Source organism: Myxococcus sp. MH1, assembly GCF_059738865.1.
Genome location: NZ_AP026947.1, coordinates 7,739,474 through 7,766,003 on the forward strand (window position 1 = coordinate 7,739,474; position 26,530 = coordinate 7,766,003).

General features: G+C 71.4%; 26 protein-coding genes. 14 read left to right on the forward strand and 12 right to left on the reverse strand.

The features are described from left to right. The first annotated feature begins 36 nt into the window (after nucleotides 1-36). Together AC6JA9_RS30310 and AC6JA9_RS30315 are read left to right on the forward strand one after the other, a co-directional pair. Nucleotides 37-363, forward strand: coding sequence for a hypothetical protein (locus AC6JA9_RS30310; RefSeq protein ID WP_426745587.1), 327 nt, complete (start codon nucleotides 37-39; stop codon nucleotides 361-363). Next, nucleotides 299-499 carry a hypothetical protein gene (locus tag AC6JA9_RS30315; protein ID WP_497958232.1) on the forward strand — a complete coding sequence of 67 codons (201 nt, stop codon included), beginning with the start codon at nucleotides 299-301 and terminating at the stop codon, nucleotides 497-499. Before AC6JA9_RS30310 ends, AC6JA9_RS30315 begins: the two co-directional genes overlap by 65 nt. Here AC6JA9_RS30315 and AC6JA9_RS30320 read toward each other — a convergent pair. Together AC6JA9_RS30320 and AC6JA9_RS30325 are read right to left on the reverse strand one after the other, a co-directional pair. After that, a complete protein-coding gene (locus tag AC6JA9_RS30320) occupies nucleotides 496-1,296 on the reverse strand; it encodes a LytR/AlgR family response regulator transcription factor (protein ID WP_426745585.1) in 801 nt (266 codons plus the stop codon). The genes AC6JA9_RS30315 and AC6JA9_RS30320 overlap by 4 nt on opposite strands. A 167-nt stretch (nucleotides 1,297-1,463) precedes the next feature. Then, on the reverse strand, nucleotides 1,464-2,591 hold the full coding sequence (locus AC6JA9_RS30325; protein WP_497958233.1) for a sensor histidine kinase: 1,128 nt from the start codon (nucleotides 2,589-2,591) through the stop codon (nucleotides 1,464-1,466). 144 nt (nucleotides 2,592-2,735) lie between these two features. On the opposite strand from AC6JA9_RS30325, the gene AC6JA9_RS30330 reads away from it, so the two are divergent. After that, nucleotides 2,736-3,191, forward strand: coding sequence for a VOC family protein (locus AC6JA9_RS30330; RefSeq protein ID WP_223782005.1), 456 nt, complete (start codon nucleotides 2,736-2,738; stop codon nucleotides 3,189-3,191). Nucleotides 3,192-3,209: 18 nt separating this feature from the next. Here the strand turns inward: AC6JA9_RS30330 and dgt are convergent, their stop codons facing one another. Continuing rightward, nucleotides 3,210-4,604: a dGTP triphosphohydrolase gene (gene dgt, locus AC6JA9_RS30335; protein ID WP_141325604.1), complete on the reverse strand. Its 1,395-nt coding sequence runs from the start codon at nucleotides 4,602-4,604 to the stop codon at nucleotides 3,210-3,212. A 283-nt stretch (nucleotides 4,605-4,887) separates the two neighbouring features. Here dgt and AC6JA9_RS30340 point away from each other — a divergent pair, with 283 nt between their 5' ends. Next, nucleotides 4,888-5,403 carry an OmpA family protein gene (locus AC6JA9_RS30340; RefSeq protein ID WP_141325585.1) on the forward strand — a complete coding sequence of 172 codons (516 nt, stop codon included), beginning with the start codon at nucleotides 4,888-4,890 and terminating at the stop codon, nucleotides 5,401-5,403. Between the two features lie 9 nt (nucleotides 5,404-5,412). Here AC6JA9_RS30340 and AC6JA9_RS30345 read toward each other — a convergent pair whose 3' ends face one another. After that, nucleotides 5,413-7,014 (reverse strand): GMC oxidoreductase, encoded by a 1,602-nt coding sequence (locus AC6JA9_RS30345; RefSeq protein ID WP_497958234.1) that lies wholly within the window; start codon nucleotides 7,012-7,014, stop codon nucleotides 5,413-5,415. A 311-nt stretch (nucleotides 7,015-7,325) separates the two neighbouring features. On the opposite strand from AC6JA9_RS30345, the gene AC6JA9_RS30350 reads away from it, so the two are divergent. The 3 genes from AC6JA9_RS30350 to AC6JA9_RS30360 all read left to right on the forward strand — a co-directional run bounded on the left by AC6JA9_RS30350 (nucleotide 7,326) and on the right by AC6JA9_RS30360 (nucleotide 8,743). Next, nucleotides 7,326-7,778 (forward strand): nuclear transport factor 2 family protein, encoded by a 453-nt coding sequence (locus AC6JA9_RS30350; RefSeq protein WP_194869192.1) that lies wholly within the window; start codon nucleotides 7,326-7,328, stop codon nucleotides 7,776-7,778. Nucleotides 7,779-8,424: 646 nt separating this feature from the next. Next, nucleotides 8,425-8,610: a hypothetical protein gene (locus AC6JA9_RS30355; RefSeq protein WP_497958235.1), complete on the forward strand. Its 186-nt coding sequence runs from the start codon at nucleotides 8,425-8,427 to the stop codon at nucleotides 8,608-8,610. Between the two features lies 1 nt (nucleotide 8,611). Continuing rightward, a complete protein-coding gene (locus AC6JA9_RS30360; RefSeq protein ID WP_274622654.1) occupies nucleotides 8,612-8,743 on the forward strand; it encodes a CstA-like transporter-associated (seleno)protein in 132 nt (43 codons plus the stop codon). A gap of 165 nt (nucleotides 8,744-8,908) precedes the next feature. Here AC6JA9_RS30360 and AC6JA9_RS30365 read toward each other — a convergent pair whose 3' ends face one another. Next, nucleotides 8,909-9,379 carry a hypothetical protein gene (locus AC6JA9_RS30365; protein WP_497958236.1) on the reverse strand — a complete coding sequence of 157 codons (471 nt, stop codon included), beginning with the start codon at nucleotides 9,377-9,379 and terminating at the stop codon, nucleotides 8,909-8,911. Nucleotides 9,380-9,587: 208 nt separating this feature from the next. Then, entirely contained in the window at nucleotides 9,588-9,782 is a 195-nt protein-coding gene (locus tag AC6JA9_RS30370; RefSeq protein ID WP_426745581.1) for a hypothetical protein, read from the reverse strand. Between the two features lie 125 nt (nucleotides 9,783-9,907). On the opposite strand from AC6JA9_RS30370, the gene AC6JA9_RS30375 reads away from it, so the two are divergent. After that, a complete protein-coding gene (locus AC6JA9_RS30375) occupies nucleotides 9,908-10,348 on the forward strand; it encodes a hypothetical protein (protein WP_483578395.1) in 441 nt (146 codons plus the stop codon). 3 nt (nucleotides 10,349-10,351) lie between these two features. Here AC6JA9_RS30375 and AC6JA9_RS30380 read toward each other — a convergent pair whose 3' ends face one another. From AC6JA9_RS30380 to xth, 4 genes are all read right to left on the reverse strand, one after another. Next, a complete protein-coding gene (locus tag AC6JA9_RS30380) occupies nucleotides 10,352-11,209 on the reverse strand; it encodes an alpha/beta hydrolase (RefSeq protein WP_267700112.1) in 858 nt (285 codons plus the stop codon). A 273-nt stretch (nucleotides 11,210-11,482) separates the two neighbouring features. Beyond that, complete coding sequence (locus AC6JA9_RS30385) at nucleotides 11,483-12,655, reverse strand: threonine synthase (protein ID WP_223745471.1); 1,173 nt, start codon at nucleotides 12,653-12,655, stop codon at nucleotides 11,483-11,485. Between the two features lie 36 nt (nucleotides 12,656-12,691). Beyond that, the gene (locus AC6JA9_RS30390) at nucleotides 12,692-13,543 is read right to left on the reverse strand and encodes an alpha/beta hydrolase (RefSeq protein ID WP_141325605.1); all 852 of its coding nucleotides are present in this window, start codon (nucleotides 13,541-13,543) and stop codon (nucleotides 12,692-12,694) included. A 20-nt stretch (nucleotides 13,544-13,563) separates the two neighbouring features. Next, nucleotides 13,564-14,334 (reverse strand): exodeoxyribonuclease III, encoded by a 771-nt coding sequence (xth, locus tag AC6JA9_RS30395; RefSeq protein ID WP_473568022.1) that lies wholly within the window; start codon nucleotides 14,332-14,334, stop codon nucleotides 13,564-13,566. Between the two features lie 196 nt (nucleotides 14,335-14,530). Between xth and AC6JA9_RS30400 the strand changes: the two genes are divergently transcribed. The 5 genes from AC6JA9_RS30400 (at nucleotide 14,531) to AC6JA9_RS30420 (ending at nucleotide 23,129) form a co-directional block, all read left to right on the forward strand. Beyond that, nucleotides 14,531-15,586: a tetratricopeptide repeat protein gene (locus tag AC6JA9_RS30400; protein ID WP_497958237.1), complete on the forward strand. Its 1,056-nt coding sequence runs from the start codon at nucleotides 14,531-14,533 to the stop codon at nucleotides 15,584-15,586. 95 nt (nucleotides 15,587-15,681) lie between these two features. Beyond that, complete coding sequence (locus AC6JA9_RS30405; RefSeq protein ID WP_497958238.1) at nucleotides 15,682-18,306, forward strand: penicillin-binding protein 1A; 2,625 nt, start codon at nucleotides 15,682-15,684, stop codon at nucleotides 18,304-18,306. Between the two features lie 116 nt (nucleotides 18,307-18,422). After that, a complete protein-coding gene (locus AC6JA9_RS30410; protein ID WP_497960782.1) occupies nucleotides 18,423-19,811 on the forward strand; it encodes a VCBS repeat-containing protein in 1,389 nt (462 codons plus the stop codon). Next, nucleotides 19,808-21,178: a periplasmic substrate-binding domain-containing protein gene (locus AC6JA9_RS30415; protein ID WP_497958239.1), complete on the forward strand. Its 1,371-nt coding sequence runs from the start codon at nucleotides 19,808-19,810 to the stop codon at nucleotides 21,176-21,178. The genes AC6JA9_RS30410 and AC6JA9_RS30415 overlap by 4 nt, the downstream gene beginning before the upstream one ends. Nucleotides 21,179-21,455: 277 nt before the next feature. Then, nucleotides 21,456-23,129, forward strand: a complete 1,674-nt coding sequence (locus AC6JA9_RS30420) for an ATP-binding protein (RefSeq protein WP_223745465.1) — start codon at nucleotides 21,456-21,458, stop codon at nucleotides 23,127-23,129. Between the two features lie 259 nt (nucleotides 23,130-23,388). Here AC6JA9_RS30420 and AC6JA9_RS30425 read toward each other — a convergent pair whose 3' ends face one another. After that, a complete protein-coding gene (locus AC6JA9_RS30425) occupies nucleotides 23,389-25,467 on the reverse strand; it encodes an MXAN_5187 family protein (RefSeq protein ID WP_497958240.1) in 2,079 nt (692 codons plus the stop codon). Nucleotides 25,468-25,612: 145 nt separating this feature from the next. Further along, a complete protein-coding gene (gene hpf / locus AC6JA9_RS30430) occupies nucleotides 25,613-25,972 on the reverse strand; it encodes a ribosome hibernation-promoting factor, HPF/YfiA family (RefSeq protein WP_223745463.1) in 360 nt (119 codons plus the stop codon). 165 nt (nucleotides 25,973-26,137) lie between these two features. On the opposite strand from hpf, the gene AC6JA9_RS30435 reads away from it, so the two are divergent. Next, nucleotides 26,138-26,524 carry a response regulator gene (locus AC6JA9_RS30435; RefSeq protein WP_223745462.1) on the forward strand — a complete coding sequence of 129 codons (387 nt, stop codon included), beginning with the start codon at nucleotides 26,138-26,140 and terminating at the stop codon, nucleotides 26,522-26,524. Nucleotides 26,525-26,530 lie beyond the last annotated feature (6 nt).

A 26,530-nucleotide genomic window follows, 5' to 3' on the forward strand; every position in this document is an offset into this window, starting at 1 on the left:
CGAGGATGGCGAAGAACGCACGGGGGCGCATCCGCCATGAACGACACGATGCTGTTCACTCCGCCGTGGATGGGAGTCCTCGAACCCAAGGTCCGGGGCTTCCTCCAGCAGCGCGGTGTCCTCCAGTCGCGCACGGTGCCCATCGACACCGTGTGCGCGGAGCTGGAGGGCCTGGGCTACCAGGTCCACGACTACGCCCAGGCCGTGATGTCGTTCATGGACGGGCTCGACGTGCGCGGGGTCGACCATCGCCACCTGGAGTTCGGCGCGAGCGATGCGGCGGATGGCATCGACGGATGTGGCCACGAGCGACTTCGCCATCCTCTTCGTGACGGCGGAGGGCGACTGGTGGCTCCTGGATGAGACGTGGATCCTCTACATCCGGTTGAGGGACTTCAACGACGTCATCCGGCTCATCCTCTTCGGCGAGCGGGATATCGGGACGCGGGTGACACTCGAAGGAGAGCAGATTCCTCCCGCGTATCGACGGGACGCCTAGCGAGCCCGTCCGAGCCTGCGCTCCAGTTCCTCGCGTCGACTCCGGCTGACCCGCAGGCGCTGGCCGGTGCTCAGCACCACCACGAGTTCCGTCGCCGAGTCGTGATGCAGCTCGCGGATGCGCTCCACGTTGACGATGACCGAGCGATGGATGCGCACGAAGCGCTCCCCGTCGAGCCGGGCCTCCAGTGACGCCAGGCTCTCGCGCAGCACGTGCTCCTTGTCGCCCACGTGCAGCGTGACGCAGTAGTCGTCCGCGCCAATCCAGTCGATGTCCGACACCGGCACGAGCACCGAGCGCGCCCCCACCTTCACCACCAGTCGGCTCGGGTGCTCGTCCTGTGGCGGAGTGTCGTCCTCCTTGGGAGGAGCGTGCCCCGTGTCCGCGAGCAGGGCCGCGAGCTTTCGTCCCAACGCCAAGGCCTCGTCCTGGCGCAGTCGTTGCCGCGCCCGGCTCAGCGCCTCGTCGAAGCGTTCGTCCGCGAAGGGCTTCACCAGGTAGTCCACCGCGTGCATGTCGAAGGCGCGCACGGCGAAGGAGTCGAACGCGGTGATGAAGATGACCGCGGGCATCCGTGTCACGCCCACCTCGCGGATGACCCCGAAGCCATCCAGCTCCGGCATCTGCACGTCGAGCAGCACCAGCGCGGGCTTCAGCGCGTGGATGGCGTCCACCGCCTCGCGCCCGTCGCGGCACTCGCCGCACACCGTCACGTCCGGATGCCGCGACAGGGCCTGCCGGAGGCCACGTCGGGCGAGCGGCTCGTCATCCACCAGGAGGACGGCGAGCTCAGCCACGCGAAATCTCCGCTCCGAAGACCATGGCCCCGCGATGCGCGCCCCCGTCCCCTGGCGCCGTGCCCATGCCAACGCTCCTTCTCGGGAGGACGCTGTGCCCAACGACGCGCGGCCGCGTTTCAGAAACGGCGTTCATGCCTCCGCTGCCCATGGGGAGGACACTGAGCTCAGCCATGCGCGGCCCCCCGCCCTGAAGGAGCGTCCTCGCGCTGGAAGGGCAGCCACACCGTGGCCACGGTCCCCACGCCCTCCGGCGCCGCCGCCACGCTGACTCGCCCCGCCGCCCCGTAGAGCTGGGACAGCCGCGCCCGGGTGTTGGACAGCCCGATACCCGGGCTTCGCTCCACATCGAAGCCGACAGGCAACCCCGGACCGTCATCCGCCACCATCAGCTCCAGCGCCTCGCCGTGGCGCCGGGCCCGGATGCACAGCGCTCCCGCCGCCGTGCGGGCCGACACACCGTGCCGGATGGCGTTCTCCACCAACGGCTGGAGCACCAGGTGCGGCACCCGCGCGTCCATCAACGCCTCGTCCACATCCCAGTCCACCCGCAGCCGGTCCTGGAAGCGCAGCCGCTGTATCTCCAGGTACCGCTCCAGCACCGACAGCTCGTCCCGGAGGGACACCTCCTGCGTCGCGCCCTGCTGGAGCAGCCGGCGCAGGATGTCCCCCAGCAGCACCAGCATCCTCGCGGCCGTGTCCTTCTCCCCATCCCGCACCAGCACGACGATGGCGTTCAGGGTGTTGAACAGGAAATGCGGATGGAGCTGCACCTGGAGCGCCTGGAGCCGGGCCTCCGCCAGCTCGACGGCGAGCGCCGCGGCCTGCCGCTCGCGCTCACGCTCACGCCGCCGGGCCGCGAGTGACTGCGCCACCCCCACCGTCGCGACGTACGTCATCGCCATCATCGGCAACCAGCCCAGCGCATAGCGCGTCAGCATCACCCCGAAGGACGCGCCTCCCATTCCCGCGCCGAAGGCCCGCTGGCACACCGTGTACACGAGCGCGAACAGCCCGCTCACGCCCAGGCACGCCAGCACGTGCCCCGCCCAGGCCCCCGCGCGGAACGGCCGCCCCAGCCGCAGCCGCCGCGTCAGCGCGAACACCCACGGCGTGGCGGGCACCCACACATACCAGCCGGGAAGCTGCGACAGGAACGCGCGCCACGGTTCTATCGGCCGGGGCGACGACAGGCTGAAGAAGTACGTCTCCAGCGCGGACAGCGTCCCCGGCACGCTCCAGACCGCGACGAGCCCCAGCGCTCGCCGCCACAGGGGGGCAGGTGTCTCTTCCATCGGCGTCACGGTGCCCCGAGTCTAGCGGAGTCGCACCGCGCCACCCATGTCCATCCACGCGAGCCAGGAGGCGGCAGCCGCGACGCACCCTCGCTTGCGAGTCGCCCGGCCGGTGCCCACTTGTCCTCCGAGGAGGACTGACACATGGGACTGGGAAGAACGAAGGCGGTGCCCACGCTGGCGGTGACGGACCTGAAGGCGGCCCGGCGCTTCTACGGCGAGGTGCTCGGGTTCGACGAGGTCAAGGAGATCTCCGAGGAGGGCGCGGCCATGTACCGCGTGGGCGGTGAGTCCTTCCTCCTCGTCTACGAGCGCTCGTCACCGTCCGGCTCCACCGCCACCGCGTGCTCCTTCGCCGTGGAGGACGTGGAGGCCACCGTGGACGAGCTGCGACAGGCGGGCGTGAAGCTCGAGGAATACGACATCCCCGAGATGGGCATCCAGACGAAGAACGGCATCGCGACCATGGGCGACTTCAAGTCGGCGTGGTTCAGGGACCCGTCGGGGAACATCCTGGCCATCGACGACTCGCTCGCCCTGATGGAGCGACGGGGACGGCAGGCGCGCACGAGCGCTCCTTCGGAAGGGCTGCACGCCTGAGCGACACCGGGCACCCCGCTAGGTCGGCAGCTTGATGCCGGACAGCCGCTGGTACAGCGCCACCGCGAAGCCGTCCGTCATCCCCGAGATGTAGTCCGTGACGCACAAGAGCCGCTGGTACATGGACAGCCGCGCGAGCGCGTCACCGATGTCCTCGCTGGTCAGCGGCTTGTCCGGCCGCTGGAACAGCTCCAGGGGCAGCAGCTGCCGCAGCTTCTTCTCCTCCCGGTTGGGCGTGTCCGTCACCACCGCCTGCGCGAACATGTCCAGCAGGCCGCCGAGCGTCTTGAAGCCGGCGCTCTCGATCTGCAGCACGCGCTCGCTCTCGTAGCCCTTGCGACGCGTCAGCTTCTTGATGGCGTCGAGCGGCCCACGGATGTCCTCTCGAGCGGAGACGAGCGGCTTCTCCCACTCGCCCTCCTCCATCTGCTCCACGTGCTCCAGGAACACGCGGACGCTCGCCTGGATGAGCACGCCAATCACCCGCGCGCGCGCCTGCGCCAGGCGCGTCTCCAGGTGCGCGGGTGGCAATCGCGTCGACTTCTCCGGGGGAGGCAGCACCTGGTCCAACAGCTCACAGGCCACATCCATCGGCACCAGCCCCAGCTTCGCGGAGTCCTCCAGGTCGATGACCGCGTAGCAGATGTCGTCCGCCGCCTCGACGAGGAAGGCCAGCGGGTGGCGGGAGAAGACGCCCTCCTCGCGCTCGGGCAGCCCCGCGGCACGGTAGGTCTCCAGCGCCAGCACGTGGTCGTCCTGGAAGTAACCGAACTTCTTCTCCGACACGCGCGCCTTGTTCGCCTCGCGTCCGCCTGGGAGCACCGACGGCCGAGGGTACTTGCTCATCGCCCCCAGCGTCGCCGCGGTGTAGCGCAGCCCGCCCCGCCGCTCGCGCGACTGGAGCCGGTTGAGGATGCGAAAGCCCTGCGCGTTGCCCTCGAAGCTCTCCAAATCCCTCCACTCCTCCGCCTTCGTGAAGGGGCTCGGCTTGCCCGCGAGCGTCTCACCCGGCTTCGCCAACCGCTGCGACACCCAATGCTGGATGGCCGCCTCGCCCGAGTGGCCGAAAGGCGGGTTGCCGATGTCGTGCGCCAGGCACGCCGCCGCGACGATGGTCCCCAGGTGCGAGGGCTCCACCTTCACCCCCTGCGACTTCAGCCCCAGCCCCGCCAGCTGTCCCAACGAGCGCCCCACACACGACGCCTCGATGCTGTGGGTCAACCGCGTGCGCGTGTAGTCGCTCGTCGACAGCGGGAAGACCTGCGTCTTGTCGTGCAGGCAACGGAACTCGCTGGAGAAGACGATGCGGTCGTAGTCGACGTCGAACGGCGTGCGCTCATCCAGCGGCAGGGACACCTCACCCGCGGGCGCCTTCTCCACCCGCGCCTCCACGGGCTTCGGCTCCGAGCCCACCCGGTGCCCCGACAAGAACCGCTGCCACCGCTCCGTCCGACTGCTGCCGCCCACTGAAAGTGCCTCGCTGCCGTCCCTTGGAGAAGGACGACGGGAGCATGCTGCTCCGCCCGTACGCGGAGGCAAGTTTCATGGGACGGGTGGGCACGGCGCCATTGTCCCACCCGGCGAGCGGACGGCGCCCGGGTCGCTCGCCGGGCCTCGTGACGCTGGACGGACGCGCGTGCCCTGGGCAGCCTGCGCCCGGTTCCCTCCTCCAGCGGAACCCAAGGAGTCTCACCGTATGAAGCTCAAGGCGTTGTGCATCGCCGTGTCGCTGTTGGCCCTCCCGGGTGTGGCCGCCGCGCAGAGCCCCTTCGACAACCTCAAGAAGGCCGCGGGTGACGCGGGCAAGTCCACCGTCGAGAAGCGCGTCAACGCCAAGCTCCTCGAGGAGGGCCAGAAGAACCAGTGCAGCTTCAAGACGGGCACCGCGGAGCTGGCCGCCGGCTGCGAGGACAAGCTCAAGAAGCTGACCAACGCCCTCATCGACGCCAAGAAGCAGCTCACCGCCGGCGGGGTGAAGAGCTACAAGTTCGAGGTCTCCGGCCACACCGACTCGACGGGCGACGCGGCGAAGAACAAGAAGCTCAGCGAGCAGCGCGCGGAGGTCATCGTCAAGGAGCTGGTCGCCCGGGGCATCCCCCGCGGTGAAATCGTCGCCGTGGGCCTCGGCTCCGACCGTCCCCTGGTGAAGCCGGACAACACCGAGGCGAAGAAGGCGAAGAACCGCCGCTACGAGCTCCAGGTCCGCCTGTAGCGCACGGACTCAGGACGACAGCCGGGCGGGTCGCGGCGCTTCGTCTTCCCCGGTCCGCGCGTGGGGGATGAAGGTCATGGCTCGCTCGGCCAGCGCGGTGATGGTCAGCGAGGGATTGACGCCCGGGTTGGCGGAGATGGCCGAGCCGTCCACCACGTACAGTCCCTCGTAGCCGAAGAGCCGGTGGCGATGGTCGATGACGCCCGTCGCCGCCGAGTCTCCCATGCAGCAGCCGCCGAGGATGTGCGCGGTCGTCGGGATGCCCAGCACCGTCTCGCTCACCATCGTCATCGGATAGCCGTCCAGCTTGTCCGCCACGCGGCGCGCCAGGTCGAACGCCTCGGGCATGTTGGACGTGGGCGCGGGGCCGGACTGCAGCCCGGTGGACAGCCCGCTCTTCAGCAGCCGACCGCGCCGCATGCGCAGGTGCCCCTCCAGCGTGCGCATGTAGAGCAGGATCAGCGTGCGCTTGGCGAAGTCCGGGACGAACCACGCCTTGAGGAAGCGCAGCGGGTGGCGCGCGAGCAGGCCCACCAGCCGCGCCATCCGACCCAGCATCGACTTGCCGGGCACCTGCGGCGCCATCAGCAGGCGGAAGAAGCCGGAGCCCTCCGAGAAGCGCACGGGCTCCAGGTGCGAGCGCTCGTCGGTGTGCAGGATGGAGCCGATGGCGATGCCCTTCGACAAGTCGTGCTCCGGGCGACCGCTCACGATGCCGATGAGCGCCTCGGAGTTGGTGCGCACGCCGTCTCCCAGCCGGTCCGACAGCCGGGGCAGTCCGTCCTTGTGCTCCTTGAGCCGCAGCAGCAGCGACAGCGAGCCCAGCACGCCTCCAGCGAAGATGACGTTCTTCGCGGTGAGGCGCAGCGTCTGTCGCCCGAAGAGGCCGGCGCCCTTCTTCGCCTCCACCTCGTAGCCACCGTTCGGCAGGGGCCGCACCCACGTGGCCTCCGTGTCCGCGTGCAGCGTCAGGCCGCGCTTCTCCGCGAGGTAGAGGTAGTTGCGGTCCAGCGTGTTCTTCGCGCCGTGGCGACAGCCGAGCATGCACCCGCCGCAGGACGTGCAGCCGGTGCGCTCGGGGCCCTCTCCGCCGAAGTACGGGTCCTTCACCGTGACGCCCGGCTCACCGAAGTACACGGCGACGGTGGACGGCTCGAAGCCCGGGCGGCCCAGCTCCTGGCCCACCTGTTCGAGCACCCGGTCCGCCACGGTGCCGCGCGGGTTGGTGGTCGCGCCGAGCATCTTGCGCGCGGTCGCGTAGTGCGGCGCCAGCTCGTCCTTCCAGGAGGCCAGGTGTCCCCACGAGGAGGCCTGGAAGAAGTCGTCCTTCGGGATGGGGAGCGTGTTGGCGTAGACGAGCGAGCCGCCTCCCACGCCCACGCCGGACAGCACCGTGACGTGGCGGAAGAAGCTCATCTGGAACAGGCCCCGCCAGCCGAGCTGGGGCATCCACATCCAGCGCTTCAGGTTCCAGTTCGTCTTCGGGAAGTCGGAGGGAGCCAGCCGCCGCCCCTTCTCCAGCATCACCACGCGGTAGCCCTTCTCGGTCAACCGCAGCGCGCTGACGCTGCCGCCGAAGCCCGAGCCGATGATGAGCCAGTCGCAGTCCATGCGTCTCCCGTCCTTCGCATTCCCCGGCATCGGCACTCGCCGAGGGCACTCTATGCGAAACACGCTGGGGAACCGCGACTCGCGAAGCACGCTGCCGCCGCCGTGGCGCCCGCTCGTCCTCCGGGCCGGCGCCACGAAGCGGGTTTTCCGGGACGCTCTCCTGCCCAGGCCCGCGTCACGGCCGTGCCACTCACCGACGCCCTGGGCCGCTCGGCGACTCCCGCCACCGTCCGAAGAGGACGTCACACGGCCCCTCCAGGGGCGCGCTACCAAGAGCACCGACGTACCGAGGACCTTGGAGGCACAGAGCCATGAAGCAGCACTTCAGAAGCGCAGTCGCGGTGGGCGCGGTCCTCGTGGGAGGCGTGCTCGCTTCCGGGAGCGCGCGTGGAACCCCCGCGAGCACGCAGGACGTGGTGGGCGCCCGACGCGCGGTGGAGCTGTATCTGGAGGGTCACGCGACGGGCCAGGTGGCCCCCTTCCGCGAGGCGATGCACGACGAGATGAAGATGTTCCTCAACCGGGACGGCGTGCTCGTGCGCAGGACGGCCGCCGAGTACCTGGCCGGCGTCAGCGGGAAGCCCGCCGACGACGAAGCGAAGCGCAAGCGCCGGCTGGTCAGCCTGGACGTCACTGGCGACGTGGGCGTGGCCAAGGTCGAGCTCGACTACCCGGGCGCCTTCATGACGGACTACCTCACCGTCATCAAGACGGACGGGGGCTGGAAGATCATCAACAAGGTCGTCCACGTCCAGAAGCGGTAGCCCCCCGCCTGCGGCTGGGCGCGCGAAGTTTGTGTTTGCCGGGATGGCTCACCACAAGAGGGGCGCGAAAGATTCCCGCGGGTCATTTCCCTCCCGGGGAAGTGGCCTCGGGCGGACGGCCTACGGTCGGCGCATGGCCCACGACGTCTTCATCACCAGCCTGGGGAAGTTCCTCCCGGGCGAGCCCATCCCCACGACCAGATGGAGGACGACCTCGGCAAGGTCCGGGGCAAGCCCTCCCGGGCCCGCGCCCGTGTCCTCGTCCAGAACGGCATCACCCAGCGCCACTACGCCCTCGACCGCGAGCAGCGCACCGTGCTGTGCAACTGGGACCTCGCGGCGAACGCCGTCCAGGATGCGCTGTCGCGCTCGCCCATCACCCTGGGAGAGATGGACCTGCTCGTCACGGCGCCCCCCAGGGCGACCGGGTACTGCCGGGCTTCGCCAGCCAGGTGCGCCGCGCGCTGGGTGGCCCCGCGTGTGAGGTGGCGTCACTGCATGGCATCTGCTCCAGCGGCATGCAGGCCCTGCGCGCGGCGGCGCTCCAGGTCGGAGGCGAAGAAGGCCGTCGTCTGCGCGAGCGAGCTGGTGAGCCGGCTGCTCAAGGCGCGCCACTACGAGGAAGTGACGGCGTACCCTCCGAGGGATGGAGGAGATACGGCGGAGCTTCTCCAACGACGACCTGGATGCCGGGCTCACCGTCTCCTTCATGTTGCGGCTGCTGGCGACGGTGGCGTTCGGGGTGCGCTCCGCGCTCGCGGCCCGGCGCTCGGCGACACCCACGGCGAACGAGACGCCCTACGTCCCCGTGACGGCGGTGGAGGGGCCCTGAGATGACGACCTGGGTGGAGGTGCCGCGACGTGGCTGGCGGCAGGCCGTCCGGGTGGCTCGGCTGATGATTGGGGTGCCGGACTCCGAGGCGTATGCGCCGCACCTGCGTGCGCATCATCCGAGCGCCCGATGATGACCTACGAGGAGTTCTTCGACGAGCGAATGGCGGCGCGCCACCGGGCGCCCCTGTCCCAGGGAGCCCGAGCGGGTCACCCGCCGTAAGGTGCGAGCACGGCGGGTGACGTAGTCCCTCACCGCCGCGCCGCCACAACGCGAGCGCGACGGGGAGCCGGTACGCCTACCGCCGCGTCGCCGTCTTGCGAGCACGACGCGCGGCGGGCGTGTTCGCCACGTACTGCCGACCTCTCCGCGAGGCCGTGCGCTTGCGGCGCTCCGTGGCCTGCTTCTGACGCGCGCTGAGCCGTGACCACGCCTTCTTCGGCAGATAGCGCGCCGTCGTCGCGCCGCGGCGCGCACGCGTGCCACCGGTGCTCGTCTGCCAGGCCTCGCGCGTCCACGTCGTGAGCGACTTCTGGCTCGTGGCCTTCCGTCCGCGATATCCACCGCCGGCCTTCACGTATTCAGCGGCCAGCAGCTGGGCCTTGCGCGCACTCCACTGTCCCGCGCGCCCGCCTCGCGTCCCCGCCATGAGGCGCTTCTTGAGGCGCTCCCTCAGCGCGGGCCGGGTGTACCGGCTGCTCGTCGAGGCACGCGCCCCGGACGCCACGCGACGCCGGGGCGTGGCGGTGGCACGTCGAGGCTTCGACATGCGCGTACGAGAAACCATCCGCTTCTTGGGCATCCCACGGGTGCGCGACGTAGCGCGCGAGCTCTTCTTGGCGACCATCCAGTCTCTCCCCCTCAGTGACTGCACTGCGCGCCTCAGTTGGGGACGGCCAGCGCACCTCGCAATCACCCTGCCTTGCCGCCTGCTCCTCGCGACGAGGGCACGTTCCCTCTCCTGCCCTCGCTCCAGCTCAATCCTTCACACCCGCCAGCGCCGCGGGGCGGAAGAGCGCGCAAGCCCGCACCGGCTGCGGCGGGTACTTCCCCGGCAACAGCGGGCACATGATGAACACCGAGGTCCGTGACTGGACGTAGCGCGGTGGCGCGGCGCAGCGATGGCAGAGGCTGTCCGGGAACGGGAGCGACTCGGGAGGGGGGGGCGTCATGGGCTCTCGACGGGAGTCTTGCCACGGCACGGCCGTCCGCGTGCGTCATGCGGGCTTCCGCCGTGCATGTCTCCCTTCATCTCACAATTCGAGGAAACAAACGCAGACCTGTCCAGACAATCCAGGTGACGAAGCCCCCTCACCCCGAGGTGAGCCGCTATAGCGCGGACTACGCGGCCAAGGCGCTGGTCGCGCAGGGCGCGGGCCAGGGCTACGACTGGGAGCAGGGCATCGACTCCGGCAAGAAGTGGGCGGACCTCAACCCCGAGCAGCAGGGCGAGCTCATCCAGGACGCGTACAAGCAGGGCTACTTCGACGGCAAGCGCCCCTTCATCGGAGAGAGCGGCAAGGACCACACCGCGTATCTCGACGAGGCGGTGAAGCAGATGCGCGCGGGCAAGGGAGACCCGAACTGGGACTTCTCCAAGGCCACGGGCAAGTGGAACGAGGTCAAGGACGCGGTGGTCGACGGCGTGAAGGACGCCGGGAAGAAGGTCTGGGACACCGTCACGGAGCCGCTCGAGCGCGTCAAGGACGGCATCCTCGACCGGCTCCCCTGGCGCTGAGGCTTACGGCACCGCGCCTGACGCGGGGCTGTCCGCCGGTGGGTTCGGTTCACGAAGCCACCGCGCGGCGGCCTGTGCGACGTCGGCCGGAATCGAGTGGCCTCCGGTGAACTCGTGGAACCGCACGTCGAAGCCCGCCGAGCGCAGCTCCGCGCCGATGCGGCGCCCCTCCTCCACGGGGATGGCCTGGTCGGCGTCGCCGTGGGCGATGAACACGCGCGGTACACCGCGAGGCTCCGCCGCGTCCACGAAGCCCGGCGCGAAGGCCACGATGCGGGAGAACACGTCACCGTTCAGGATGCCCAGCGACAACGCATAGGACGCGCCATCCGAGAACCCGGAGACGCTGACATGCTCGGGCGCCACCGCGTAGCGGGAGAAGACCCGCGCGAGCGCCATGTCGATGAAGTCCAGGTCCGCGCCGCCCGTGGCCAGCTTGTGGTCCCACGTCACGCCGCGCGACTCCGGAATCACCAGCAGGAATCCCTCCGACTCCGCGACGGGCGCCAGCGCCTGCAGCATCTGCCGCGCGTTCCCCTTCGCGCCGTGCAGCAACAGCATCAGCGGCGCGGGCTGCTCCGGACGATAGGTGCGAGGCACGTACACGAGCCCGTCACGCGCGCCTCCCAGCCCCAGCGGTTGCTCCCCGACCGCCGCGGACACGTCCGACACCGGGCCCGGACGCGAGCGCACCCGCCCATCCGTGGACACGTGGGCGATGGGCCCCGTCGCCGTGGCCTCACCCGCTGGCGCCACGCTCCGGGGCGCCACACAAGCCACGAGCCCCAGGCACATCACCACCACGAGCCCACGAAGCGAGGGCTCTCGCGGCGAGCGGACCTGAGACCTCCTCGTCGGCATCTTCACGGCGCCTCCTTCGCGGTTCCGACTCCGGGCGGAGGGGTTCCTCGAACGCGTCATCAGCAGGTCCTCGGTCAGGGGCAGCGAACACAGCGGGCGATGCTTCCCATCCAACACAGGAGCCCACGGGCTCCACGAACACTTCGTCTCTCATCCGCGGGCCGGTGAGCCACCGCGAGCCCCAGCATGCGCCCTCCGGGAGCGCGGGCCCGAGCGGTCCTTGCGCCAGGGAGGACACCCACGCGCATGGCGCGCCGCGCCTTGCCACGCCCTTCACCAGAGCGGCGCCATGTTCTCCACGTACTTGAATCCCGTGCCCGTGTTGAAGACCACCACGGACTCCTCGGGAGTCACCTGCCCGGACGCATGGAGCTTGCGCAGCGCGGCCACGCAGGCGCCGCCCTCCGGCGCCGCGAAGAGCCCCTCGGCCGAGGCCAGGTCCTTCGTCCCCTGGACGATTTCGGCCTCCGTGACGGAGACCGCCGTCCCCCCGCTCTCCTTCACCGCGCGCAGGATGAGGAAGTCGCCCAGGGCCTTGGGTACGCGAAGGCCGTGCGCATGCGTCGTCGCGCCCTGCCACATCGGCGCATCGGGCCTGCCCTCCTCGTGGGCCTTCACGATGGGCGCGCAGCCCTCCGCCTGCACCGCCACCATCCTCGGCCGCTTCGAGTCGATGAGGCCCATCGCCTCCATCTCCTCGAATGCCTTCCACATGCCGATGAGCCCGGTGCCGCCGCCCGTCGGGTACAGGATGACGTCGGGCAGCGTCCAGCCGAGCTGCTCCGCGACCTCGTAGCCCATCGTCTTCTTGCCCTCCACGCGGTAGGGCTCCTTCAACGTGGCGCACTCGTACCACCCATGCTCGCGAGCCAGCCCCGCGCACACCTTCCCCGCGTCCGTGATGAGCCCGTCCACCGTCTCGACGTGCGCGCCATAGGCCCGCGTCTCCAGGAGGAAGAGGCTCGCGATGTCGCGAGGCACGAAGACATGCGCCTCCAGGCCACCGCGCGCCGCGTACGCCGCCAGCGCACTCCCCGCGTTGCCCGCCGAGGGCAGACACACCGCCTTCGCTCCCAGCACCTTCGCCATCGACACCGCCGCCGACAGGCCGCGCGCCTTGAACGAGCCGGTGGGGTTGCCGCTCTCGTCCTTCACCCAGACCTGCTTCATCCCCAGCCGCGCCGACAGCCGGGGCGTCGCAAGCAGCGGCGTCCAGCCCTCGCCCAGGCTGAGTCGCTGAGCGGGGTCCGCCACGGGCAGCACCTCGTGGTAGCGCCACATGGAGCGCTCCCGCGTCGCCAGGGCCTCGCGGCGCAGCGTCTTCGCCGCGCGCTCCAGGTCATAGCGCGCGAACAGCGGCGCGTCGCAGGTGGTGCACAGGTTCAGCACGGCGCCCGGCGCATACGTCCGGTCGCACTTCGTACAGTCGAGTCGGAGGACGGACATGGCCCTCCGACTCTACGGCGAACCCAGGCCCGTGGCCTACCGTGCGTCCCCGGCCGTGTTCACCGGGGGCAGCCACTTGCGCAGCAGGGCGGGCGCGGTGGAGCGGTAGATGTTGTCGTGACGCAGGTCCGGTCGGGGCTCCACCTCCCACGTCAGCCCGGCGGGTGCGCTCGCCTGGAGGATGTCGTTCAGCCGCGCCACCGCCGGGACGATGTCCTCCGTCTCGTTCGCGGAGGAGACATACAGCCGCGCGCGCAGCGACGGGTGCTGCGCGAAGAACGTCCCGGCCTGCTTCACCAGCGCCTCGCCGTTCCACCAGAGGCTCGGACTCAGCGCCAGGTACGTGTCGAACAGCTCGGGCTGGAGGAAGAAGGTCTCCATGATGAACAGGCCCGCGGCCGACTCGCCGATGATGGCCCGCTCCTCGGTCACCCGATAGCGCCGGGAGATGTCGGGGAGCAGCTCGTCGCGGATGAACGCGCGGAACGCCGCCGAGCCACCCGAGACAGGGATGAGCTCCCGGTCACTCGCGAGCTCGGTGGGCCCCGTCATGTCGCGCCTGCGCACCGTGTTCTCGATGCCCACGACGATGAGCGGCCGCATCTCCCCCGCGCGGATGGCGGCGTCCACCGCGGAGGCGACGTGCGGGAAGTCCTCCTGGAGCCCACCGTCGGGCATGTACAGCACCGGGAAGCGAGCGTCCTTCGCCGTCTCGTAGCCGGGCGGCAGGTAGACGGTGATGCGCCGCTCCTCCTTCAGCACCGAGGAGGACAGGAGGTACAGCTCATGCGGCGGCACCGGCTCCGGCGCGACGGGTGGCATCCGCCGCACGGAGCAACCCGCCAGGAACAGGCTCAGCCCCACATACGCCATCCATCGTCGCGTCATCATGATGTCCCCCACCCGCTTCAATCCTGGAGTTCCAGCCACACCGGCGCGTGGTCCGAGGGCTGCTTTCCCTTGCGCGCGTCGCGGTCCGTGTCCGCCCCCGTCAGCCGGGGCACCAGCGGCGCCGACACGTAGAGGTGGTCGATGCGCAGGCCCAGGTTCTTCGGGAAGCCAAGGTTGCGGTAGTCCCACCACGAGAAGCGCTGCGTGTCGGGGTGCAGCTTGCGGTACGCGTCCGTCAGGCCGAAGGCGCGCAGGCGCTGGAGCGCGTCGCGCTCCTTGAGCGTGAAGAGCGTCTGTCCTTCCCACAGCTTCGGGTCGTAGGTGTCGATGTCCTCGGGCGCGACGTTCCAGTCACCGCCGAGCACCAGCGGCTCGTCCGGCTGGTGGCGCGTGTCCAGGTAGCGGCGCAGCCGGCCATACCACTCGAGCTTGTACTCGTACTGGGGCGAGTCCACCGACTGCCCGTTGGGCGCGTACGCGCTCACCACGCGGACGCCCTTCACCGTCGCGGCGATGAGGCGCGCGTGCGTGTCGTCCACGCCGTCCGACAGCCCCTTCACCACGTCCCGCGGCTCCTCCTTCGCCAGGATGGCCACGCCGTTGTAGGTCTTCTGCCCGTGGAGGGCCGCGTGGTAGCCGGCGTCGCGCACCGCCTCCAGCGGGAAGTCCGCCTCGGTGCACTTGAGCTCCTGCAAGCACACCACGTCCGGCTGCGCGCTCTTCAGCCACTCGAGCAAGCGCTCCTGCCGGGCCCGTACCGAGTTCACGTTCCAGGTCGCGATTTTCATCGCGGGCACCGTCGCACGGCACCCACGCCCCCGCCACGCTTTTCCCCTCCTCGTGCGGCTACGCGGCCACACCCCGTCCCATGCTCCGGGGCAAGGGCCCTGGCACGCGCATCGCAATGACTCCGGGTGGGAGGACGCCCACAGGTGTCCTCCCGGAGCGCCCTTCCCGGACGCCCCGCCTGGAGTCGAGGTCGCCATGAGCCCGAGGACGAAGAAGACCTCCCGCCGCACCCTGGGTTTCACCCTGCCGCCCACGCTCAAGAAGGCGCTGGTGCCTTCCTGCCTCGCCGCCCTGGGCCTGGCCGCGTGGACCGACGTCCCCCTGCCCGCCACGCTGCGCCCCTGGCTGGCCCTGGCCGAGCACGCGCGCACCCGCGATGCGGTCATCCCCGTGGACCTCGCGCCGGCGTTCGCCGAGGCGCCCCTGCCCATCCCGGCCACCCTCCCGGCCGCCGAGGAGCTCCCGTCCACGCCCGCGCCGCGCGTGGCGGTCGAGGACGCCCTGGCCCTGCCGCACGAGCACACCCGCCGCGTGGACCACCTGGGCCGCGCCCGCGCGCTCAGGGAGCTGGGGGATGTGTCCGGCGCGCTCACCGAGGTGCGCCGCGCCCTGCACGATGAGCCGTCCGACACGGAGGCGCTGATGACGGCGGCCCGGCTGGCGCGGCTGCAGGGCCAGTCGGAGCTGGCGCTCGCGGCCTACGCGCGGCTGGGGAGCCTGATGCCCGAGGAGGCCGGCGCGCTCATCCAGCAGGCCCGCCTGCTGGTGTCCCTGGGGCGCCACGCGGAGGCGGTGCGCGTGGGCGAGGAGGCGGTGGTGCGCGCGCCGGAGGACGCGGAGGGCTACCAGGCGCTCGGCCGGGCCCACCTGGCCTCGGGCGAGCTGTCCCCCGCCATCCTCCGCTTCCAGCAGGCGGTGCACCTGGAGCCGGAGCACGGCTACGCGCTCAACAACCTGGGCTTCGCCTACCTGCGCGCGGGAGAGGACGCGAAGGCCGCGGAGGTGCTCGCGCGGGCGGCGGAGCTGCTGCCCCACGTCGCCTACGTGCACAACAACCTGGGCGTGGCCTGGGAGCGGCTGGGCCGCAAGGAGGAGGCCCGGGGCGCGTATGCCCAGGCCACCCGGCTGTCTCCCCGCTACGTCCAGGCGCGCGTCAACGCGGACCGGATGAACCGCGTCGCCCGGGCGGACCTGGCCCCGAGCGACACCCGGACGCCGGAAGCCCTTTCACCCCTGCCCGAGCCGCATTAGTGCCTCCCCGCCTGGAGACCGACCTCCAGGCGGGCGTCGGGCCGGTTCCCGCCGCCGGCCCATCGGTCTAACGTGCGGCCCCCGTCGAGAAGCACATGACCCTGGCCCCTGTGATGCCCACTCCGCCCGAAGCCCCGCCGCCCTCCACGCCGCCGACCGCGCCCGAACCGCCCCGCCCCGGGCTGGGGGCGCGCCTCTGGAAGTGGACGAAGCGGCTCTTCATCACCGGCGTGGTGGGGCTCGTCCTGGTCCTGCTCGTGTGCGTGGGCGCGTACGTCTACTACAGCCGGGATTTGCCCTCGGTGGACGCGCTGCGCACGTACGAGCTGCCGCAGGTCACCAAGGTGACGTGCGCGGACGGCAAGGTGTGCGCCGAGTATGCCTACGAGAAGCGCACCGTGGTGCGCGTGCAGGACCTGCCTCCGCACGTGCGCGACGCATTCCTCGCCGCCGAGGACGCGGACTTCTACAAGCACGTGGGCCTGGACCCGTTCGGCATCCTCCGCGCGGCCATCAAGAACCTCATCCCCGGCAGCCGCAAGTCCGGCGCGTCCACCATCACCCAGCAGGTGGTGAAGAACCTGCTGCTGTCCCCCGAGCGCAAGCTGTCGCGCAAGATTCGCGAGTGGATCCTCACCCCGCGCGTCGAGGAGGCGCTCACCAAGGACCAGATCCTCAGCCTCTACATCAACCAGTCCTACTACGGGCAGCGCCGCTACGGCGTGGAGGAGGCCGCGCTCTATTATTTTGGCAAGCGCGCCAAGGATTTGAGCGTGGGCGAGGCGGCGGTGCTGGCGGGCACGGTGCAGATTCCCCACCGCATCAACCCGGTGACGAACATGACGCGGGCGAAGTCGCGCCAGCGCTATGTGCTGGGGCAGATGGCTGCGCAGGGCTTCGTGCCGCGCAAGGTGGTGGACGAGGAGCTGGACAAGCCCATCGTCCTGGCGCCGCGTCCGGAGCAGGCCGTGGGCCCGTACTACGCGGAGGAGATTCGCCGCACGCTCATCGAGCGCTACGGCGAGCACGCGGTGATGCAGGGGGGCCTGCGGGTGGACATCGCCATGGTGCCCAGGCTCCAGGTCGCCGCCGAGCAGGCGGTGCGCGAGGGCCTGGAGGCGGTGGACCGTCGCCAGGGCTACCGCGGTCCCAAGGGCACGCTGGAGGACGCGCAGTGGACGCGGCTTCGGGCCATGGTGCTCACCCGCATCGAGGAGGCCGGACGTCGGCAGAAGGACCAGGGCTATGTCGCGGACCTGGAGCCCCTGGCGCGCGTCACCGCGCCGGGAGAGCCCCCCAAGGAGGTGGCCACCGCGGAGGCGGACGTGGACGGCGCGGAGGAGCAGCGGCCGGAGCTGACGCCCGAGGACGAGGCGCCTCCGTCCGAGGAGGAGCTGCTGGTGCGCGCGGTGCGCCTGAAGCCGCTGGAGGAAGGGCTGCGGTTGACGGGCTACGTGACGGAGCTGGACGAGAAGCGCAACGTGGCGCGCGTGGACCTGGTGGGCCGCACCGCGGAGGTGGCCTTCCCGGGCGTGAGCTGGGCGCGGCAGAAGGGCAAGGGCTCGCCGAAGAAGATTGGCGACGTGTTCGAGAAGGGGCAGCTGGTCTTCGTGCGCGTGCTGAAGGCCCCGCCCGCGCCAGCCTTCGTGGAGGCGACGCTGGACCAGGTGCCCGTGGTTCAGGGCGGCCTCGTGGTCATCCGCCCCGACAACCGCAACGTCGTCGCGCTGGTGGGTGGGTATGACGCGGAGCGCTCGTCGTTCAACCGCGCCACGCAGGCCCGACGTCAGCCAGGCTCGTCCTTCAAGCCGTTCCTGTACGCCGCCGCGCTCGCGAGCGGACGCTACACGCCGCTCTCCAAGGTCAACGACGCCCCCGAGACCATCCGCGACCCGTACACGGGCAAGGCGTGGAGGCCGCAGAACTATGACCGCCAGTTCGAGGGGCCGATGACGCTGCGCCAGGCGCTCACGAAGTCGAAGAACACGGTGTCGGTGCGGCTCATCGAGGCGCTCACCCCGCCCACCGTCATCGACTTCGCGCGCCGGGCGGGCATCCGCTCCGCGATGCCGGAGAACCTCACGCTGGCGCTGGGCACGGGCGAGGTGACGATGCTGGAGGCGGTGAACGCGTACGCCACGCTCCAGGCCAACGGGAAGCTGGCCGAGCCGCTCATGCTGCTGCGCGTGCGGGACTCGCGCGGCAAGCTGCTGGAGGACCACCAGCCCGCGTTCGAGGAGACGCTGCCGCCGGCCGTCGCGTACCTCACCACGTCGTTGATGCGCAGCGTGGTGGAGGAAGGCACGGCCAAGGCGGTGCGCGAGCTCAACCGTCCGGCCGCGGGCAAGACGGGCACCACGCAGGAGAGCAAGGACACGTGGTTCTCCGGCTACACGGCGGACTGGGTGGCCAGCGCGTGGGTGGGCTTCGACGACAACTCGCCCTTGGGTGGCAGTGAGACGGGTGGTCGCGCCGCGCTGCCCATCTGGTTGCAGTTCATGCGCGTGGCGCACGAGGGACTTCCCGCGCGCGAGTTCGAGGTGCCTCCTGGAGTGCTCCAGGTTCGCATCGACCCCGCGACGGGGCTGCTGGCCGGCTCGTCCGTGCCGGGGCGACTGGAGCCGTTCCTCGAGGGGACGCAGCCCACCGCCGAGGCGCCGCCGCCCGGACAGGTGACGACGGATGAGTTCTTCCTCGACGACGGCAGGAAGGGTCTGTGAGCCGAACTCTCGTCCTCGCGCCGCTGCTGGCCTCGCTGGCGGCGGGCGCGGCTCCGGCCTCGGTTGGTGAGCTGGCCCCCGCCGTGCGAAGGCTGCCGCCCGAGGCTCCCGCTGCCATGTCGGTGTTCGAGGGAGCAGCCTCTGCATCTGCTGGTGGGGTCGCTACCGCCGTGGGCGCCTGGCCCGCGCTGTCCTTCGTGGCGGCGGGCGCGGCGTCTTCCTCCGCGGAGGGCACATCCGCTGTTCAGCGGCTCGCGGGTGAGCTGGCCACCGCCGTGCGGAAGCTCCCCGCCGAGGCCCCCGTGGGCCTGTACCTGTCGGGGAGCTCGGCGGAGCTGCGGCGGGCGGTGGGCAGTGTGCTCACTTCACGGCTCGCCTCGGCGAACCTCGCCCCCGTCCTGGTGGATGCGCCGAGCGCCGAGGCCGCGGAGTCCGTGGCCCGGGCGCAGGGTGCTCGCACACTGGTGCGGCTGACGCTGGATGTGGAGGCTGGCGCCCTGCGGGCTCGTGGCGATGCGCTGGGCACGTGGGTGAACTTCTGGTCGGGCCGCGTGCCGACGCGTCCGGCGAAGCCCTCGGGCGCGCTCGTCGAGTCGGTGGACGCGGACGCGGAGGTGCTCGCGCTGGCCTCGGTGGGCGCTCCCGCGACCACGCCTCCCGCCGCGGGGGCTCGGAGTGTGCGGTTGTTGGGGGCCGTGCTGGCCCGACTGGAGCAGCCCATCGCCGCGCTCGCCGCGGGCGACCTGGATGGTGACGGGCGGGATGAAATCGCGGTGCTGACGGAGGCGGAGGTCTCCGTCTTCGACGCGGACGGACGCCTGTTGGCTCGACGCGAGCTGGACGGCCTGCCCTTCTCGAATGCGCCCACGCGAGAGCCCTTCGGCGCGCTGGCGGTGCTTCCGGGGCCGCCCCGCCTCGCCGCCTGGAGCACCCGGCGGTCGCAGGGTGAGTTGCTCGTGCTCGACAAGGGGCGCGGGACGCTGCGGCCCGTGGGGACCTTGGACAGTGCCCCGCTGGGCCCCGCCGAGCGCGGGAGCTTCGTCCCCGGACAGACGGCGTTCCAGGCCGAGGTGAGGCTGGCGGACGGCAAGCCCGTGACGCTCTCCGCGCCCTTCACCACCGCCGGCTTCGCGTCCCCGAGGATGTTGTTCGTGCACCCGGATGGCACGGGCTCGCTCTATTCGCGCGCGGGGACAGCGCCCACGCGGTTGAGCGGACTGGGAGCGGGCAGCGCGCTGGGGGACCTGGATGGAGACGGCACTCCGGAGCTGCTCACCACGTCGCCCTTGTTGCAGCCCTCACCGGATGCGCTGCGGGTGCACGCGCTCAATGGCGCCGACCCCACCGTGCATGAGCCGCTGTGGCAGGGGGCGCTGCCTCCAGGGCGCGCGCTGTACGTGGTGACGGCCAACCTGGACGGCGATGCGCGTCGGGAGGTGGTGGTGGGCCTGTTGAAGCCGGATGGCACCGCTGAGCTGTTCCTCCTTCGCCAGGGTGCCCCATGACGCCGCGTCTCGCGCTCGCCAGTCTGGTCCTCCTTGGCGCCTCGCCCTCGCTCGCGGCGGGGCGGACGCGCTATGGCGGAGAGGTGCGCATGGCCCACGCGGGGCCGCCCGAGGTCGGGGAGCCGTCGCTCGCGGACACGCCGCTGGAGGCCACGTTGCTGGGCCTGCTGTCGCGCCCCGTGTGCACGGTGACGCCGGAGGGCGAGGCCCATCCCGCGCTCGCCCAGGAGATGTCGCGTCCCACGCCTCAGGTCTCGCGCCTGACGCTGCCCAACGCCGCCACGGCCGGAGCGCTGGCCCGCGCGTGGATGCGGCTGTCCAGCACGGAGGGCGCCTCGCCGTACCGTGCGCTGCTCTACCCGCTGCGGGGCGAGGGGCGACAGGTCAACGCGAGCGGCGCCACGCTGGAGCTGGCGCTGTCGTTCCCCTGGCCCGACATGGAGCGCGCGCTGTGCCATCCGGCGCTGGCCGCGCCCGTGTCTGGGACTCCGGCGGGGCCGTTCTCGTCGGCGGGGCGCGGCGCGCTCGATGCGCAGACCCGTTGGCCTCGTGGGAGGCCGTACCTGGACCGGCTGCTGCTCACGGCCACCGATGAGCGGGGGCTGGCCCGCCTGTGGTCCTCGCGACAGGTCCAGGTGGAGCTGGGCGTCTCGTCCGAGTCCGACACCGTGTCGGGCGCGATGCTGTACGCGACGTACCTGGCGTTCTCGCCCCGTCGGCTCCCCGCCGACTTCCGCCAGGCGGTGGAGAGCTCCATCGACCGCGAGGACCTCACGCGGCTGTTCGTGCATGGACCCGCTGTGCCCATGCCGCACCTGCTGCCTCCCGCGCTGATGCCGCAAGGTCCTCGCTCGCGGCCCACGGCGCCTCCCTCGGCCCCGTCTCGCAAGGTGACGCTCATCTACGACACGGCGCTCGAGGACCAGCGCGCGGTGGCCGAGCGCATCCAGGTGAAGCTGCATGAGCGGGGCTACACCGTGGCCCTGGAGCCCTTGTCGCGAGCGGCCCTGCGAGCGCGGTGGGCCAAGGGCGACTTCGAGCTGATGCTGCATGCGCTGATGCTGCCGCCCGCGCCGGGGCCCGCGCTGGCCGTGGTGCTGGACGCGGGTGGGCGCAAGGACTTGCTCGGCGTGGAGCTGCCCGCCATCGGCGCCCTGACGGACATGGCGGCGCGCGACGCGAGGGCCCGTGAGCGTGCGTTGGCGCTGGCCGCGACGCTGCCCCTGCTGCCGCTGTATGCACAGGGTCTGGGCGTGCGCGCCATGCCGGAGGTCGGCGGGCTGGTGATGGACACGCAGGGCCTGCCGACGCTCGACGGCGCGTTCCTGCTGCCCGCAGAGGGCGCCGCGGTGGGAGGGCGCCCGTGAGCGTGACGCGATGGGCTCTCCGCGCGGGTGAGCGGCGAGCCGGCGCAGCCGCCATGCGGTGGCGCATTGCCCCAGTCCACCGAGCGCGTCGCGCAGAGAGGCCATCGGTGCGCTCGGCACGACCTCCACATTGCGAAGGTGCGCGGCAACCGAGCTCCGCGGACGTGCATGGGGGCGGTCCTGCTGCCCACGGAGGGCTCCGCGATAGGACGGCATCCATGCACATGTCGCGATGCCCGAGTGGCGTGGATGAGCCACACGCTTGGAGGAGCCACTCTTGAGACTGAGGACCCGGCTGGCGCTCGCCTTCGCGCTGCTCGCGTTGGTTCCTCTCGCGGTGGTCGTCCTCCCCACGCTGTCGCGCCTGCGTGACACGCTCTCGCGCGAGCTGGATGCCCGCATGGAGGCGGCCACCCTCAGCGCGAAGGAGTCGCTGGAGCGCTCGGCCGCGACGGCCCGCCGCGCGGTGGAGGAGCTGGTCGAGAGCCCCGCCATGGAGGACCTCGCCCGCGAGGCGCGCGAGCGCCCCACCCGCGCCATCCAGGCCGGCACGGCGGAAGCGCTGATGAAGACGCGCGGCCTGACGGTGCTCGCGCTCTTCGACCGAGGAGGCACGGTGCTCTCCTCGGGCCACCTGCCCGCGCGGCGCGGAGACCCGGACCCCGTCCTCTTCGCCGTCACCCGCGAGTCGTCCCCCAAGCCCGTCCCCGTCCGCGTGGAGGTGCGCACGTCGTCGGGGCTGCGGCAGATGCCCGCGCTCGTCACCGCGCGGCCCATCGACTACGGAGACCTGCGCCTGTGGGCCGTGGGCGGCGTGCTGCTCGATGACAGCCTGGCGCAGCACCTGGCGCGACTGACGCAGGCCCAGGTCACGCTGGTCTCGGGAGAGAACGAGCTGGCGCGCGCCGGCACCGCGCTGCCACCCACCGTGGCTCGGGAGCTGCCGTTGGGGGACACGGCCACGGTGCGGCTGGTCTTCAGTCGCGCCGCAGCGCGCGAGGCCGAGGAAGGCGTCATGCGCGCGTTCGTCCTGCTCGCGGGCCTGGGCGGTGCGTTCGCGGTGCTCCTGGGACTGCTGGTGTCCCGGTGGATGACGAGGCCCGTGGAGGCACTCACGGAGGGCGCCCGCCGCGTGGCCGAGGGTGCGCTGGACGTCCAGGTGACGGCGGATGCCACGGGCGAGGTGGGCGAGCTGGTCCGGACGTTCAACCACATGACGTCCGAGCTGAAGGCCACCACGGAGCGACTGGTGGCCAGCGAGCGCATCGCCGCGTGGCAGGAGGTGGCGCGGCGGCTCGCGCATGAAATCAAGAACCCGCTCACGCCCATCCGCATGTCGCTGGAGACGTTGCTCGCCGCGCAGGAGGCACGTCATCCGCGCTTCCCGGAGCTCTTCAAGGAGAGCGCGGGCGTGGTGCTGGAGGAGGTGGACCGGCTGCGTCGCATCGTCGACGAGTTCAGCCGGTTCGCGCGGATGCCCAAGCCGCAGCTCGCGCCGGTGGACCTGTCCGAGCTGGCGCAGAGCGTGCTCGCGCTCTACGCCACGCCGCCCGAGGGCATCCAGATTCTTCCCGCCCTGCAGACGGGCGTGGTGGCGCGGGTGGACCGGGACATGCTGACGCAGGTGCTGGTCAACCTGGTGAAGAACGCCGAGGAGGCCATGGCCGGCAAGGGCGGCAACCTGCGCGTGCGCGTGAAGGGCACGGACACCGACGCGCTCATCGAGGTCGAGGACAGCGGGCCGGGCATTCCCCTCGAACACCGGGCCCGCATCTTCGAGCCGTACTTCACCACGAAAGATGGAGGCACCGGGCTCGGGCTCGCCATCGCGGCGCGCATCCTCCAGGAGCACGGCGGCAAGCTCGAGGTCGGCGGAGAGCCGGGTCAGGGCGCGCGCTTCAGCGTCGTGCTCCCCCGCGCCGAGAGCATCGGGACCGTCAGCGCCCGGTAGGCCAAGCGCCTCGAGCCACCGCCCAGCGCGCGGGCCAGGGGACACGAGCCCTCGCGCAGGCGTGGCCCTCGCGACGCACTGCATGTGTGGAACAAGGGGCGGCGAGCCTTCTGCCTCGAATCGATACGAAACGCGCGGACGTGCCTGGAGCCCAACGCACCGGACACGAGCCGCCGCGTGCCGCGGCCCCGGAAACGAACGAAGCCCGAGGCAACCTGCGCCTCGGGCTCCGACTGTCACCTCACGGTGAGCGCCGCGCTCAGTCCTTGACGGGCGTGGCCTTGAGGGCGGCCTTGCCCTCCTTGACGTAGACCTGGAAGCGCACCGTCTTGCACGCGTACTTCTGGACGAGCTGCTCCTTGTTCTTGCGCAGCTTCTGCACGAACTTGTCGTACGTCAGGCCGTCGGCCGGCTCGCCGCAGCGCTCGCGCGTGGTGACGAACTCGCGGAAGACCTCCTGGAAGTGCTGCTCCTCGGAGAGCGCCACCGCGGAGTTGCCCGAGGGCCCCGCGCCCGGCAGCGGAATCGCCGCGGGAGCCGCCCCACCCCGCGCCGGCAACGGAATCGGAGCGTCGGGAGGACGCGCGCTCGCCTGGAGCAGCTCGCGAGGAATCGCCGCGACGCGCGTCGTCTCCGGGTTCTCCGGAGACTGCGCCGCCGCCAGCGCGAACGGGTTGGCCGCCTGCTGCAGCGAGTACGCCGCCGTGGGCTGGTCCTCGAAGGCGAACGCCCCCCGACGCGGCGACGCCGGCGACAGCGACTCCCCATTGGGCTCCGGCTCGAACGGCATGGACGACGCGGAGCCGAACGGCGTCGCGGGCGGCACCGCCGGAGGAGGCGGCGTCGAGGCAGGAGGCGCCGGGAACGGGAACGGCTCCGCCTGGGCGAACGGGTCCGCCCCACCGAACGGGCTGGACGGAGCCGCCGAGGGAGGCGGCAGCGCGAACGGGTCCGCCATCGGCGCGGGCGCCGCGGGAGGAGGCGGCAGCGCGAACGGGTCCGCCCCGAACGGCTGAGCCGTCGCGGGCGCCGGCACCGCATGGGCGAACGGATCCGCCCCGAACGGCTGGGCCGCGGGAGGAGGCGGCGCGGAGGCGAACGGGTCGGGCAGCGGCCCCGGCGTCGGCACGGGAGGCAGCGGCGAGGACGCGAACGGGTCCGGCAACGGTCCCGGCGTCGGAGCCGCGGCCACCGGCTGCGGCGGGGGCGGCGTGGAATGCGCGGCGGGCATGGCCGCCGGAGCGCTCGCAGCCATCGCGGCCGACAGGCTCAGCGTGTCGGAAGAGCCCTGGACCTCGTCACCCGAGGCCCGAGCGCCGCCCATCATCGCCGCCCACACCAGCGTCAGCACCAGCAGGCACGCCAGGGCGAAGAGCGCGCTCTGCTGATAGTCCGCCAGCGCGCCCAGCACCGCCTGCGTCCCGGCCACGGAGAACACCTCCACCGAGGTCCCCTCCAGCGTGCGGCGAGAGGCCACCGCCAGCGGCGCCTGACCGCCCATGACGTCGCCGTCCGTGAGCATCGGCAGCGCGACGGGCCCCAGGCTCTTCACGGCCCCACGGCGCACCACCACGCCGTTCGTGTTCGCGGCCACCTGCGCGAGCGAGCCCTCCGCCAGGAGCTTGTCCGGCCCGAAAGCCGTCACCGAATCACCCTTCACCAGACCGAGCGCCGTGACGCCCGAGGCCTGCACCGCGGCCTCCAGCGCGCCCTCGTCGAACAGCGGCGCGCCCACCACCAGCGTCACCGCCGGCTGCACGCCGAAGTCCCCGCCCCACAACACCGGCACCGCGGCGAACACGTGGGTCGTCCCCAGCGCGTCCACCACCGTGGTGCCCGCCTTCACCAGCGCCGCGACATCCAGCTTCGCGCTGTCGGAGGAGGGCTCCCCGCCGACAACGGCGTGGAACGCCGCGTCCGGAGCGGCCAGCGCCACCACCGCGCCCTTGAGCTCCTTGGGCAGCACGGCCTCGGCGGCGGTGCGGACGGCGGAGAAGCGCTCGGCGGTCAGCGGCTGCAAGCCGGCCTTGTCGTCCTCCTTGTCCTTGTCGCGAGAAGAGGCGCCGTACTGGGGACGCGCGGGCGTCGCGGGCTTGGGCGGCTGCAGCGCGTGCACCGCGCTCGCCACGTCCGGCGTGGCGGCCAGCTTCAGCGCCAGCGCCTGGACCTCCGCGCGACGCGCATCCACGCGGCGCGCCACCTCCGTCACGCCCGAGGCGGACTGAGCCGTGGCTCCTTCCACCGCGCGCGCGCGAAGCGGTCCCGACAACATCGGGAGATGAGCAAGCCCCAGTCCGATGACCAGGAACGCGAAGAGGAGGAACTTGAGGCGGACCATCGCCGTCCTTTAGCCCATGGGTGAAGGGTTCCGCTTATAGCGTTCACCATTCGGACCCAGCAAGATTCGGACAGCGGACAACTGGGGCCCGGCCGCCTGGCCCACAGCCAGGAAGACCGGGCCCTACACCCTGATACGTGTTGCGCTAATAGGTGGGCACGTTCGCCGCCACGTCGTCGGGCAGCCCGTCCGTGCGCACCTCGCGGCGCCGCTCCACGGCCTTGCGCACGCTGCGCTCCAGCCGGTCACGCGCCGCGTCGATGGCCTGGAACAGCGTCTCCGCCGTCTCCGTGACGTGGATGGCCGCGAAGTTCGGCATGCGCACCGTCGCCCGACACTCCTTGTCCACCCCGCCCTTCGGGCCGTTGATGTCCACCAGCGAGATGTCGATCTCCGCCGCCTCGTCGTCCGCGTACCGCTCGATGTGGCTCACCAGATGTTCCTGCAGATAGTCCCTCAGGGAATCCGTCAGGGTCAGATGCACGCCCCGCATCAACACCTTCATGGCATCACCTCCGGGGCCAAAGATGGACAGTCCCCGGCGGATGGACAGCCCATTGCCCCGCGGTGAGGGGCGCTCTTCCGGCCGCCTGCCCTCCGAGCGGCGCGGCGCGGGTGGCGCGGCCTTCGCGGCGGACGTTTCCGACAGGTGCCAGGGTTACCCAGACGCATGGGTGCCGAGCAAATCAAGGTCCTCCTCGTCGAGGACGACGCAGACAGCCGGGAGCTCCTCGCGGAGCTGCTCGAGTTCGACTTCGACGTCGTCACGGCGAGTGACGGCCTGTCGGGCTGGAGGGCCTTCGAGAGCACGCATCCGGACGTGGTGGTGACGGACGAGTCCCTGCCGGGACTGACGGGCACGGAGCTGGCCCGGCGGGTGAAGGCCCGCTCCGCGCGCACGCGCGTCATCCTGGTGTCGGGCTACACGCAGGTGGATGGCGCCGAGCACTGCGACTTGATGCTGCGCAAGCCCATCGACGTGGAGCGGCTGAGCAGCGCCGTGGGCAGGTTGGGGGCGGAGGCCCGCCACTGGTCGGGCGACGACGCCCGGCAGTGAACGGAA

What these genes read in the sequence shown, in the direction of transcription:
- AC6JA9_RS30425 (WP_497958240.1), bottom strand. Translation starts at nt 25,467, where the DNA reads ATGGTCCGCCTCAAGTTCCTCCTCTTCGCGTTCCTGGTCATCGGACTG.
- AC6JA9_RS30340 (WP_141325585.1), top strand. Translation starts at nt 4,888, where the DNA reads ATGAAGCTCAAGGCGTTGTGCATCGCCGTGTCGCTGTTGGCCCTCCCG.
- AC6JA9_RS30435 (WP_223745462.1), top strand. Translation starts at nt 26,138, where the DNA reads ATGGGTGCCGAGCAAATCAAGGTCCTCCTCGTCGAGGACGACGCAGAC.
- AC6JA9_RS30345 (WP_497958234.1), bottom strand. Translation starts at nt 7,014, where the DNA reads ATGGACTGCGACTGGCTCATCATCGGCTCGGGCTTCGGCGGCAGCGTC.
- AC6JA9_RS30310 (WP_426745587.1), top strand. Translation starts at nt 37, where the DNA reads ATGAACGACACGATGCTGTTCACTCCGCCGTGGATGGGAGTCCTCGAA.
- AC6JA9_RS30355 (WP_497958235.1), top strand. Translation starts at nt 8,425, where the DNA reads ATGGAGGAGATACGGCGGAGCTTCTCCAACGACGACCTGGATGCCGGG.
- AC6JA9_RS30370 (WP_426745581.1), bottom strand. Translation starts at nt 9,782, where the DNA reads ATGACGCCCCCCCCTCCCGAGTCGCTCCCGTTCCCGGACAGCCTCTGC.
- AC6JA9_RS30325 (WP_497958233.1), bottom strand. Translation starts at nt 2,591, where the DNA reads ATGGAAGAGACACCTGCCCCCCTGTGGCGGCGAGCGCTGGGGCTCGTC.
- AC6JA9_RS30385 (WP_223745471.1), bottom strand. Translation starts at nt 12,655, where the DNA reads ATGTCCGTCCTCCGACTCGACTGTACGAAGTGCGACCGGACGTATGCG.
- AC6JA9_RS30410 (WP_497960782.1), top strand. Translation starts at nt 18,423, where the DNA reads ATGTCGGTGTTCGAGGGAGCAGCCTCTGCATCTGCTGGTGGGGTCGCT.
- AC6JA9_RS30390 (WP_141325605.1), bottom strand. Translation starts at nt 13,543, where the DNA reads ATGACGCGACGATGGATGGCGTATGTGGGGCTGAGCCTGTTCCTGGCG.
- AC6JA9_RS30405 (WP_497958238.1), top strand. Translation starts at nt 15,682, where the DNA reads ATGACCCTGGCCCCTGTGATGCCCACTCCGCCCGAAGCCCCGCCGCCC.
- AC6JA9_RS30330 (WP_223782005.1), top strand. Translation starts at nt 2,736, where the DNA reads ATGGGACTGGGAAGAACGAAGGCGGTGCCCACGCTGGCGGTGACGGAC.
- AC6JA9_RS30350 (WP_194869192.1), top strand. Translation starts at nt 7,326, where the DNA reads ATGAAGCAGCACTTCAGAAGCGCAGTCGCGGTGGGCGCGGTCCTCGTG.
- AC6JA9_RS30365 (WP_497958236.1), bottom strand. Translation starts at nt 9,379, where the DNA reads ATGTCGAAGCCTCGACGTGCCACCGCCACGCCCCGGCGTCGCGTGGCG.
- AC6JA9_RS30400 (WP_497958237.1), top strand. Translation starts at nt 14,531, where the DNA reads ATGAGCCCGAGGACGAAGAAGACCTCCCGCCGCACCCTGGGTTTCACC.
- AC6JA9_RS30360 (WP_274622654.1), top strand. Translation starts at nt 8,612, where the DNA reads ATGACGACCTGGGTGGAGGTGCCGCGACGTGGCTGGCGGCAGGCCGTC.
- hpf (WP_223745463.1), bottom strand. Translation starts at nt 25,972, where the DNA reads ATGAAGGTGTTGATGCGGGGCGTGCATCTGACCCTGACGGATTCCCTG.
- AC6JA9_RS30415 (WP_497958239.1), top strand. Translation starts at nt 19,808, where the DNA reads ATGACGCCGCGTCTCGCGCTCGCCAGTCTGGTCCTCCTTGGCGCCTCG.
- AC6JA9_RS30380 (WP_267700112.1), bottom strand. Translation starts at nt 11,209, where the DNA reads ATGCCGACGAGGAGGTCTCAGGTCCGCTCGCCGCGAGAGCCCTCGCTT.
- xth (WP_473568022.1), bottom strand. Translation starts at nt 14,334, where the DNA reads ATGAAAATCGCGACCTGGAACGTGAACTCGGTACGGGCCCGGCAGGAG.